Raw genomic sequence first — 10043 nt, 5'->3', positions numbered from 1 at the left:
CACCCACCCCCGGCCCCGGCCCCGGCCCCGATCCCGGGTGGGCGGGCAGGTGGGTCAGGGGGTTTTGAGGAGGGGGCGGAGGGCCGCCACGATGGGGGCGTCGGCGGGGAGCCAGGTGACCGAGTCCAACTCGTCGGCGGCCAGCCACCGCAGCGCCTCGTGTTCCAACGCCTGCGGTTCGTCGCCGTCGAGCAGGCGGGCGGCGTACACCTTGAGCACCGAACGGCCGTGAGCCATCCGGACGTCCCGCCCGACCCGATCGCTGATCTCGACGCGTACGGCCAGCTCCTCGGCGCACTCCCGGATCAGCGCGTCGACCTCGGCCTCTCCCGGCTCGACCTTGCCGCCCGGAAACTCCCACATTCCCGCCACCTCGGGCGGAGCGGAGCGCGCGCAGGCGAGCACCCGCCCGTCCCGGATTATCGCCGCACCGACGATCACCTTCAGGTCCCGTCGTTCGGCCTGCCCGCCACCATTCGCCCGTTCGGTCCGCACGGGCGTCCAGGGTGCCAGATCAATCGGCGGTTTGGGTACCGTAACCGTCCGCTAGGCCAATAGAACACGGAAGTGTGGGCGTGGACACCCCTTCCGCGCGGCGAGAGACTAGGAGACACCGACAAGACACGGGATGGCGACGATTTGGCCACAAGCCGGCAACGGCGCTTGGGGGGTGCGGTGATGCGCGTGCTGTTCAACAGCAGGTCAAAGCACGACTACCTTGCCGACGCGTTGACCTTGCTATCTGGTTGGACACGCGAAGGGGAGCAGATCCGACGGACGCTCGTGATCGACGATACCCAACATGCGGCGCTAACTGAACGAGTCAAGGTCGTCGCGGACGCGCTGCACCTGCGCCCCGAGATCAGCCGACGGTCCGACAGCACCCAGATCCGGGTCGGGCACGGCGACGGCGACCCCCTGACCGAGGGCGAGGTCCTGCTGGCCGCCCGCATCGAGGACGCCTACCGGGCGGTCACCGAGTCCTGACGTCCGTCTCGGCAGCCACCTCCACGTCCTGCGGGTACCAGCGCAACTCCACCACGTTGCCGTCCGGGTCGCTGACGTAGATCGAGGTCGCCGACCCGCGGGCGCCGAACCGGCTGACCGGCCCGGTCAGCACGGTGAAGACCCCCGACTCGATCACCTGCGCCCAGTCCAGTGGTGCCACCACCAGGCAGAAGTGGTCCACGTTCGCGCCCTGAGGCGCACCTCGGACGAGGTCGATGATGCTGCCCGGGCTGATCCGCACCGACGGGAACGGGACGGTGCCGGCGCGCCACTCATCGGCCCGTACCGGTGCCAGCCCGAGCCGGCCGCAGTAGAAGTCCAAGGACCGTTCCACGTCGGCGACGGTCAGCACCAGGTGGTCGAAACCGGTTACCCGCACGGCGCTCACGTCGGTCCGGTAGTCGTCGATGCTCATGTCGCAGCCCTTCGCTCGGTGTTCCCTGCCGCGTTCACGATCCCCGGACGGGGGACGCCGACCAAGACCTGATGCCGCTACGATCGTTGCCCACAGGTCAACGGTGGGAGCGATGTGCTGGAGCGGTACGAGGTCGAGACGTTCCTGACGCTCGCGGACGAACTGCACTTCGGCCGGACCGCCGAGCGGCTGACCGTCAGCACCGGTCGGGTCAGCCACATAGTGAAGAAGCTGGAGCGCCAGATCGGCGCGCCGCTGTTCGCCCGCACCACTCGGGTCGTCCGACTCACCCCGATCGGCCGGCAACTCGCCGACGAGCTGGCCCCCCTGGTCGCCGGCATGGACGAGGCCGTCCGCCGGGCGGTCGACGCCGGCCGAGGCGTCACCGGGACGCTACGGGTGGCGTTCCTCGGCGAGTGGACCGCGCCGGTGCTTCTCCGGGCCGTGGCCCTGTTCGGCGAACGGCATCCGGACTGTCGGGTGGAGGTGCACGAGGCGCAGCTGTCCAACACCCGGTCCGGCCTCCTCGACGGCTCGACGGACGTGTTGATCGCCTCGTACCCGTTCGACGGGATGGCCACCGGCCCGGCGCTGCTCTCCGAGGATCGGGCGCTGGCGGTGGCGGCAGGTCACCCGCTCACCCGCGAACGGTCGGTGTCGTTGGAGGTGCTCGCCGAGCATCCGGTGGTGCAGTACCCGGCGGTCACCTCGGCGGAGTTCAAGCGGGACCGCACCCCGGAGCGCACCCCGGCCGGCCGGCCGGTGCCGAAGGGGCCCGCCGGGAAAACCTTCTCCGAGATGCTGTCCCTGGTCGCGCTGGGCCGGGGCGTACTGCCGGTGGGCGAGCACACGCGGCGCTACTACCCGCGTCCCGACGTGGCGTACGTGCCCATCCACGACGCGCCACCGATCGAACGAGGGCCGGTCTGGCTGCCCAGCAACACCACCACCCGGGTACGCGAGTTCGTCCGCGCCGCGACCGAAGCGACCGCACCGTGAGGCACGGCGAGTTCCAGCATCCCCGCCTGGTCGAGGTCTACGACGCGGAGTGCCGGTGGGGGCCGGACGACGACTTCTTCCAGGCTGTCGTGGGCGAGACTCCGGCGGCCCGGGTGCTCGACCTCGGCTGCGGCACCGGCCGGTTGACGGTTGCCCTCGCCGCCTCCGGTCACACCGTCACCGGCGTCGACCCCGCAGGCGCGTCCCTGGCCGCCGCCCGCGCCCGGCCAGGTGGCGAGCGGGTGACCTGGATCGAGGGCACCTCGGTCCTGCTCCCGAGCGGGATGTTCGACGTGGCGGTGTTGACCAGCCACGTGGCGCAGTTCTTCGTGGACGACGCGGAGTGGGCGCGTACCCTCGCCGACCTGCGCCGTGCCCTGGTGCCCGGCGGCCGGCTGGTGTTCGACGCCCGCGACCCGGCGGACCGTCGGTGGGAGCGGTGGAACCCGGTGGATTCGCAACGGCGGATCACCCTGCCGGACGGCGGCGAGGTCCGCGCGTGGACCACGGTCACCGGGGTACGCGACGGAGTGGTCGACTTCACCCACCACTACCACTTCAGCGACGGCGAGCGGTTGGTCAGCTCGGCGACCCTGCGCTTCCGCACCGAGGCGGAGCTGCGGGACTCCCTGACCAGGGCAGACTTCGCAGTGGACCGCCTCTACGGCGGGTGGCGTCACGAACCCGTCGGCCACGGCGAGGGCGAGTTGGTGGTCGTCGCCCGTGCCGGCACGCTGGCACGGGTTTTCTAGCCTGGATCCCATGGCGAACATCGCGTACGACCGCAAAGAGCAGGTCCAGCAGATCGAGAGTGGCCTCCTCGACGGTGAGCAGATCATCGCCGTCTACGACGCCGTCGGCACGGGCACCGGGTTCATCGGGCTGACCGACCGCCGCGTGATCATCCAGGACCGCTCCTTCGTCGGGAAGCGGTTCGCGATCACCAGCATCCCGTACTCGAAGATCACCAGCGTGAGCGTGGTCAGCAACAAGTCCTGGGGTGGTTCGTTCTTCTCCACCGGGTCGATTGCGATCCACGTCGGCACGCACACCTACGAGGTGGAGTTCCGTGGTGCGCAGAAGAGCCACCACGTGCACAACGTGATCCTGCACCACATCTCCTGACCTCGCGTACCGCTGCGGGCCCGGCCGGCGTAATTGCCTTGCCGGGCCCGCGGCGTCTCTGGTGTCCTCGGTCGACAGCCTCGCGAAGGGAGCAGCGCCATGCCCGCTACGACGAAGTGCCTCCGACCCGACGTCAATCGCACCGAGGAATCGAGACTTCGTGAGCAGATCCTTTCCCCCGACCACGGCGCCGCTGCGCGCCACTGACCGCACCCCCGGAGGCCGCTGATGTCGGTCTTCGACGATCCCGGCCTCTTCGGCCGGCTGTGGGCCGCCGACTACGACGGCCCGGGCAACCCCGACCCGATGCCTGCGGTGGACTTCCTGGCCGAACTGGCCGACGGTGGTCCGGTTCTCGAACTGGCGATCGGCACCGGCCGGGTCGCGCTTCCACTGGCCGAGCGCGGTCTCACCGTGCACGGCGTCGAGGCGTCCGAGGAGATGGTGGCGCAGTTGCGGGCCAAGCCCGGCGGCGACCAGATCCCGGTGGTCGTCGCCGACATGGCGGACGTGCCGGTGCCGGGTGAGTTCCGGCTCGCGTACCTGGTCTTCAACACGCTGTTCAACCTGGTCGACGCCGAGCGGCAGGCGGACTGCTTCCGCAACGTCGCCCGGGTGTTGTCGCCCGGCGGCGCGTTCGTCATCGAGACGTTCGTGCCCGACCCGCGTAGCTTCGACTCCGACGAGCAGGTCCAGGTGTGGGCCGTGGCCGAGGACTCCGCGACGATCCGGCTGCACAAGTACGACCGGCCGGCGCAGCGGTTCATCCGGCAGACCATCACGTTCGACGGCGACGGTGTGCACCTGAAGCCGTTCGCCATGCGGTACGCCTGGCCGCACCAGATCGACGCGATGGCACAGCAGGCAGGGCTCCGGCTCACCGAGCGGTACGCCGACTGGCACCGACGACCGTTCCACGCCGACAGCCCGTCGCACATCTCCGTCTACCGGGCGGAGTAGCGGTTTGATCGGCTCGGGTTCCGGAGAAGTCGGGGTGACATCGCCACGACGTCAAGGAACCCGAGCCGATCTCCCGCCGCCCGAGAGTGAGATGCCACCATAGGTTTCAGCCTTCCGCGCTCGGCTGATTCTGCCCTCGGCAGTCTTACTTGATCCGCCGGCCCACACCGGGGTGAGCTGGCAGCATGCCATCGCACGCCGTGCGTTTCCCGCGCTCCTCGCCGTACTGGCCGGTGGTCAGTCACCCTCAGCTGCGGCGCGTCCTGCCCGGGCTTGCCGTCTCCGCGTTGGGCGACGGCCTGGCCGTGGTCGCGGTCACCTGGCTCGCCATCGAGCTCGCCCCGCACGACCAACGGGGCACCTGGATCGCGCTGGCCATGGCGGCGTACACGCTGCCCAGCGCGGCCGGGACTGTCGTCTTCGGCCGGCTGTTAGGTGGGCGTAGTGGCGCCCAACTCGCCGGGTGGGACGCCATCCTGCGGGCCAGCGCGCTCGCGGCGATCCCCCTCGCGCACCTCACCGGTGTGCTCACCATCTGGCTGTACGTCTTCCTGCTCGCCGCGTCCGCATTGCTGCACTCGTGGGGTTCCGCCGGGCGTTTCACACTGATCGCCGAGTTGCTGCCGCAGCGACACCACCTGCCGGCCAACGCCGTGCTCGCCAGCATCGCCGGGTTCGCCACCATCGTCGGTCCACCACTGGCGGGCCTCCTGATCGCCTGGGTTGGGCCGGTATGGGTCATCGCCATCGACGCCGCCACCTTCGCCGCGCTGGCCCTCACGTACCGTCTCGCCCTTCCTAGCCGCAAGAGCGACCACCGGCGTGAGCGCGGCGCCTCGCGGACCGCAGGCTTCGCCGTCATCCGCCGCAACCCCGCGCTGCTGGGCCTGCTGGTGCTGAGCCTCTGGTTCTTCTTCCTCTTCGGGCCGGTGTACGTGGCCATGCCGATCTACATCACCGACGACCTGCACGCCTCCGCGACGCTGCTCGGCGCCTACTACACCGCGTTCGGCGTCGGCGGTCTGGTCGGCGGTGTGGTCGCCGGCCATCTACGTCGCTGGCCGCTGCGCGCCACCACCATCAGCATCGTCGTCGGGTTCGGCGTCGCCATGCTGCCGCTCGGCCTGGGAGCACCTGTCAGCCTGTCGCTGCCCGCCTTCGCCCTGGCAGGCCTGATCTGGGCACCGTACATGTCCACGTCCATGGCGCTGTTCCAGCGCAGCACGTCCGTCACGCAGCTACCGGCGGTGCTCGCCGCGAACGGTGCCATCCTCGTGCTGGCGGTGCCGCTGGGCACCATGCTCGGCGGGCCACTGGTGGGTGCCGTCGGCGCACGCCCGACGCTGCTGCTGTGCGCCATGGCGATCGTGGCCCTCGGCCTGATCGCCGGGGCAATCGCGATCTCCAGGCGGAGCTCGCGACTGCCCGGCGATGCAGCCGTCACCGAGGTCAGTGCCAGTCGCTGATCCGGACGTCGTCCGGGGCCGGTCGGCCGTGGCCGGTCTCCACCTGCTCCTTGAGGCTCATCAGGAACAGCGCCCACTTGGTGCTGCAGTGGTGCATGAACTCGACCGGCTCGCGCCAGCCCTGGTGCGCGAACTGGACGATCGTGTACTCGCCGCGCTGGTCGAGACGCCAGTCGACCTCGGTGCCGACCCACTCCTCGGGGCCGTCGACGACGCGCCACCGCACCCGCCCGGCGGGGTTCAGCTCCAGGACCTCCATGTCGAAGCCGCCGGCATCGCCGAACCGGAAGGCCAACTGTCCACCGACTTCGCTCTTGCCCACCGTGTCGGTGGTCCACCAGGCGGCGAGGCCCTCCGGCGTTGCCACCGCTCGGTAGACGTCGTCGAGCGGAGCGACGACGCCGACCCGGTGCAGGATGTCGACCATTCTCAGTCTCCTTCCTCGTTGGTGCGGGTGCGTTCGACCGCCTCGGCGATCCGCTTGATCCGGCGCAGTCGGGCGTCCCAGGTGGAGCCGACCGCCGACAACTGGGCGACCGCTCGGGCGAGTTGCGCCTCGTCCACCTGGTAGTGACGCTCGCGACCGGCCGGCTCGGCGTTGATCAGCCCAACCCGGTCGAGGACCGCCAGGTGCTTCGAGACGGCCTGGCGGGTGACGGGTAGCCGCCTACTCAACGAGGTGGCCGTGCCAGGCCCGCCAGAGAGAAGAAGATCGATCATCGTACGTCGGATCGGGTCGCCGATCGCCGACCACAACTCGTCGTCGACCACCGCGTTCACGAGGTCGCGACCAGCCGCGCGACGTACCCGCCCAGCCGGGGCATGTAGTGGTCCCAGCCGTTCTCATGGTCGCGGTACTGCTCTTCCAGGACCGCAACCTCCCAACCCAGTTCGCGGAATCCGGTCTCGGTCATCCGGACCAGCGTTCCCGCGCCACTGGGTACCAGGTCGAAGGTGACGAGCAGCGCCTGCCCGCTCCGGTCCGGCTCGGTGAAGCACCACCGGAAGGAGAACCGCTTCGGCGGGTCGACCTCGACGACGGCGAACGCGACGGTCTTCGTCTCGCCGGTGTCGGCGTCGCGCCAGACCAGCTCGCCGGGCGCACCTGCGACGGACTCGAACCGCGCGTCGTCGGGCCACCACTCCCGCATGTGCTCGGGCTGGCTGACCACCTCGAAGACCACCTCGGGTGACGCTTCGACGTGGATGTCGCGCTCGATCGTTCCCTGTTCCATACCCTCACCCTTTCGCAACCTTTGGTTGCACCTAACCTACGACGACAACTCCTCGATGCGCAACCTTTTGTTGCATGTCGCGGGCTTGTCGTACCCGGGTCGGACAATGCCGAGCATGTCTGAGACAACTCCGCACCAGCACCACGCCATCGACTACGTCGAGTTGACGGTGACCGACCTCGCCGAGGCCAAGCGCTTCTACGCCGAGGCGTTCGGCTGGCAGTTCAACGACTACGGACCTGGGTACGCCGGCATCCGCAGCCCGCAGGGCGACTCCGAGGTGGGCGGTCTGCGCCTGGACGAGGCGGTGCGGGCCGGCGGCCCACTGGTGCTGCTCTTCTCGGCCGACCTCGACCGGTCGGTGCAGGCGGTCAAGGACGCCGGCGGTCAGGTCGTCGACGGGCCGTACGGGTTCCCCGGTGGCCGGCGGTTCCACTTCACCGACCCCAGCGGCAACGAGCTGGGCGTCTGGGCCGAGCAGTAGCCCGCCTGTGAGCCTCGTGCAGGGTGCCCAGCCGGCTTGACCGGCCACCATACGATCCGCCCATGCGTCGTGCGGACATAGACGGAGTTACGGTCCTCCAGCACAATCTGCCCGGTGTGCTGGGCGCATCGCTGACGTTCGGCTGCGGCACCCGCGACGAGGAGCTGGATTCTGTCGGCCTGAATCATCTGATGCAGCACCTGCTGGAACGGGCCGACCCTTACGTAGCGGACAAGTACGCCAACGACACCTGGGTGAACGAAACCTCGTTCGCCGCCGCCGGCACACCCGAGCAGATCTCGGAACACTTCACCGCCATCTGCTCGGCTGTCAGCGACCTTCCGCCGGAAGACCTGCCCGACGCTGTCGCTGACGTCGAGGCGGACAGCCGGGACATCTCCAACATCGACGAGGGTGTGCTCGACCCCTGGGGGTCACTGCTCGCACGGCGTTTCGGGCCACGCGGACATGGCCTGGCGCGCTGGCCTGCGGTGGATTACCGACTCTTCACGGCCGACGAGATCAGACAGCATGTGCAGAGGTTCTTCACCAGCGACAACGCCGTCCTCACCACGACCACCGAAGCGCCTCTGTCGATGCGACTCCGATTGCCTGCCGGGCAACGCACCACCCACGACACACACCTCGGGAACCACCAGTCGGGCCCGCTCTGGTACGCCGACGAGGTTCGCGGGGTCGCGTTGGTCGTCGCCGCCGCGCCCAGCGTGGAAGCCCTTCTGCTGATGTGTGCCCTGCAGTTGCGCGTCGGCCGGGCGGCGCGACGGGCCGGGCTCGCCAAGGACGCCGAACTCATGATCGAGGTCGTCGACAGTACGCGGCACGAACTCGGGATCAGGATCAGCCCGAGCAGAGCCAAGCGTCTCGAAGCCGCGTCCGCAGCGGAACTGCTCTGGCGTGAGCTGCGAAGACTGGTGCACGACGGGCTCGACCCGGTGGACCTGGCAGACCTGGAGACGACTCGGAACGCGGCCGTCCCCGCAGCCCTCGTGCCCACGTACGAGGCGCTGGCCTGGATGCGGCCGATCCAAAACCTCGAACCCGCTGCCCACCTGGAGTTGTTCGGCACCACCGAGCACTACCTCACGGATCCAGCCGAGCTGGACAGGCTCACCCCGGCAGGGGCGCGGGACATCATGTCAGGCTGGCTCTCCTCCGCCACGATCGTCGTCCCGTACGGATCGCGACCGGACCTTCCTGGCGTCAGCGATGCCTCCTGCCCCCGCACCAGCTTCGTTCCGGCAGGCGACGTAATCAGGCCGGCACTCAGGAGGCGGTTCGGAAACAAGGGCTCCCTGGTCATCGGCGGCGACGCGGTCTCCACCGTGGACGGTGGCGGCAACGTGCACACCGTCCCGCTGTCTCAGGCGCTCGTGGCCGAGCGCGACGGCGCACTCTGGCTCGCCCACACCGGTCACGGCTGCGTCACCGCCATCTCGGACTTCGCTCACGCGGCTGACAAACTCCGGTCCGCTCTGCCCCCGCGACGGTTCCGCAGAGCGGCAGACACCTGAGCCCAAACGCCAGAACACACACCGTTCGGACAGAGCTGGGCGTGCAGGCGGCCGTCACTGCCGCCGGGCGCGCAGCACGCCGGTCAGCATCGGCAGGGTGAACTCGCCCTCGGCCGTTACCCGCCTGCTCCCGAGGAAGGCGCGGATCCGGCCGAGCGCGGCCTCCCGGTCCGGATCTGGCATCACCAGCATCCCCGCCCGGGTCGTCAGGGTCGCGACGAGAGAGTCGGCGGTACGGCGCTGTCCGTGCGGAAACTCGACCTGCTCCGCCGACCCGAACCGGGCGGCCGGACCGAGCATGTCCGCCGTCGCCGTGCGCCAGCCACTCAACGTGTCACGCGGACCGATGGCCGCGCTCCCGCTGACCCATTCGAGTTCGGCAACCCAGTCGACCCGGTCGTCCATGACGTTCCACAGACCGGCCAGGACGCCGCCGGGTGCGAGGACCCGGGCGATTTCCGCCCCCGCGACGGCCATGTCGAACCAGTGCAGGGCGTTGCCGGCCAGCACGGCATCGACGGACGCGTCCGGCAACGGGATGGCCTCGGCGCTACCCGGCAGGGCACGGACGGTCGGCAGAGCGCGGCGCAACTCGGTGAGCATCGCCGGGTCGGGCTCGACCGAAACGACGTCCGCGCCCGCCGCGATCAGGGTGGCGGACAGCTTGCCGGTGCCGGCGCCCAGGTCGAGCACCCGGTGGCCGGGGGCGACCTCAAGGGCCCATCGCACCGCAGCCTGCGCGTAGTCCGGGCGATGCTCGGCGTAGGCGGCAGCCGCCGCGCCGAACGACGATCGGAGCGGTTGTTCCGTCATCCGGTC

Annotated in this window: 14 protein-coding genes; 8 read left to right on the top strand and 6 right to left on the bottom strand. The window is 69.8% G+C overall.

The annotated features are described in order from the left end of the window. Positions 1-54: 54 nt before the first annotated feature. Positions 55-495, bottom strand: coding sequence for a (deoxy)nucleoside triphosphate pyrophosphohydrolase (locus ABGB10_RS25260; protein WP_347663435.1), 441 nt, complete (start codon positions 493-495; stop codon positions 55-57). A gap of 183 nt (positions 496-678) precedes the next feature. On the opposite strand from ABGB10_RS25260, the gene ABGB10_RS25255 reads away from it, so the two are divergent. Beyond that, entirely contained in the window at positions 679-987 is a 309-nt protein-coding gene (locus tag ABGB10_RS25255) for a 4a-hydroxytetrahydrobiopterin dehydratase (RefSeq protein WP_347663434.1), read from the top strand. Here the strand turns inward: ABGB10_RS25255 and ABGB10_RS25250 are convergent. Further along, the gene (locus ABGB10_RS25250; RefSeq protein ID WP_347663433.1) at positions 974-1423 is read right to left on the bottom strand and encodes a VOC family protein; all 450 of its coding nucleotides are present in this window, start codon (positions 1421-1423) and stop codon (positions 974-976) included. The two genes, ABGB10_RS25255 and ABGB10_RS25250, sit on opposite strands and share 14 nt — an antisense overlap. A 114-nt stretch (positions 1424-1537) precedes the next feature. Here ABGB10_RS25250 and ABGB10_RS25245 point away from each other — a divergent pair, with 114 nt between their 5' ends. The 5 genes from ABGB10_RS25245 to ABGB10_RS25225 all read left to right on the top strand — a co-directional run bounded on the left by ABGB10_RS25245 (position 1538) and on the right by ABGB10_RS25225 (position 5973). Further along, entirely contained in the window at positions 1538-2422 is an 885-nt protein-coding gene (locus ABGB10_RS25245) for a LysR family transcriptional regulator (protein ID WP_347663432.1), read from the top strand. Continuing rightward, positions 2419-3174: a class I SAM-dependent methyltransferase gene (locus ABGB10_RS25240; RefSeq protein ID WP_347663431.1), complete on the top strand. Its 756-nt coding sequence runs from the start codon at positions 2419-2421 to the stop codon at positions 3172-3174. Before ABGB10_RS25245 ends, ABGB10_RS25240 begins: the two co-directional genes overlap by 4 nt. A gap of 10 nt (positions 3175-3184) precedes the next feature. Then, complete coding sequence (locus tag ABGB10_RS25235; protein WP_282256748.1) at positions 3185-3547, top strand: PH domain-containing protein; 363 nt, start codon at positions 3185-3187, stop codon at positions 3545-3547. A gap of 228 nt (positions 3548-3775) precedes the next feature. Further along, on the top strand, positions 3776-4507 hold the full coding sequence (locus tag ABGB10_RS25230; protein WP_347663429.1) for a class I SAM-dependent methyltransferase: 732 nt from the start codon (positions 3776-3778) through the stop codon (positions 4505-4507). Positions 4508-4692: 185 nt separating this feature from the next. Further along, complete coding sequence (locus tag ABGB10_RS25225) at positions 4693-5973, top strand: MFS transporter (RefSeq protein WP_347663428.1); 1281 nt, start codon at positions 4693-4695, stop codon at positions 5971-5973. Here the strand turns inward: ABGB10_RS25225 and ABGB10_RS25220 are convergent. The 3 genes from ABGB10_RS25220 to ABGB10_RS25210 are packed head-to-tail and all read right to left on the bottom strand — an operon-like array spanning position 5957 to position 7208. Continuing rightward, complete coding sequence (locus tag ABGB10_RS25220; RefSeq protein WP_091406258.1) at positions 5957-6400, bottom strand: SRPBCC domain-containing protein; 444 nt, start codon at positions 6398-6400, stop codon at positions 5957-5959. The two genes, ABGB10_RS25225 and ABGB10_RS25220, sit on opposite strands and share 17 nt — an antisense overlap. Before the next feature lie 2 nt (positions 6401-6402). Then, a complete protein-coding gene (locus tag ABGB10_RS25215; protein ID WP_347663426.1) occupies positions 6403-6753 on the bottom strand; it encodes a metalloregulator ArsR/SmtB family transcription factor in 351 nt (116 codons plus the stop codon). After that, complete coding sequence (locus ABGB10_RS25210) at positions 6750-7208, bottom strand: SRPBCC domain-containing protein (RefSeq protein WP_347663424.1); 459 nt, start codon at positions 7206-7208, stop codon at positions 6750-6752. The genes ABGB10_RS25215 and ABGB10_RS25210 overlap by 4 nt, the downstream gene beginning before the upstream one ends. Before the next feature lie 115 nt (positions 7209-7323). Between ABGB10_RS25210 and ABGB10_RS25205 the strand changes: the two genes are divergently transcribed. Then, the gene (locus ABGB10_RS25205; protein ID WP_347663423.1) at positions 7324-7692 is read left to right on the top strand and encodes a VOC family protein; all 369 of its coding nucleotides are present in this window, start codon (positions 7324-7326) and stop codon (positions 7690-7692) included. Between the two features lie 62 nt (positions 7693-7754). Then, positions 7755-9224: a hypothetical protein gene (locus tag ABGB10_RS25200; protein ID WP_347663422.1), complete on the top strand. Its 1470-nt coding sequence runs from the start codon at positions 7755-7757 to the stop codon at positions 9222-9224. Between the two features lie 54 nt (positions 9225-9278). Here ABGB10_RS25200 and ABGB10_RS25195 read toward each other — a convergent pair whose 3' ends face one another. Then, complete coding sequence (locus ABGB10_RS25195) at positions 9279-10037, bottom strand: class I SAM-dependent methyltransferase (protein WP_347663421.1); 759 nt, start codon at positions 10035-10037, stop codon at positions 9279-9281. Positions 10038-10043: the final 6 nt, after the last annotated feature.

The organism is Micromonospora sp. B9E7 (genome assembly GCF_039871815.1).
Classification (GTDB): Bacteria; Actinomycetota; Actinomycetes; order Mycobacteriales; family Micromonosporaceae; genus Micromonospora.
This window is presented reverse-complemented; position numbering and strand designations above follow the sequence as displayed.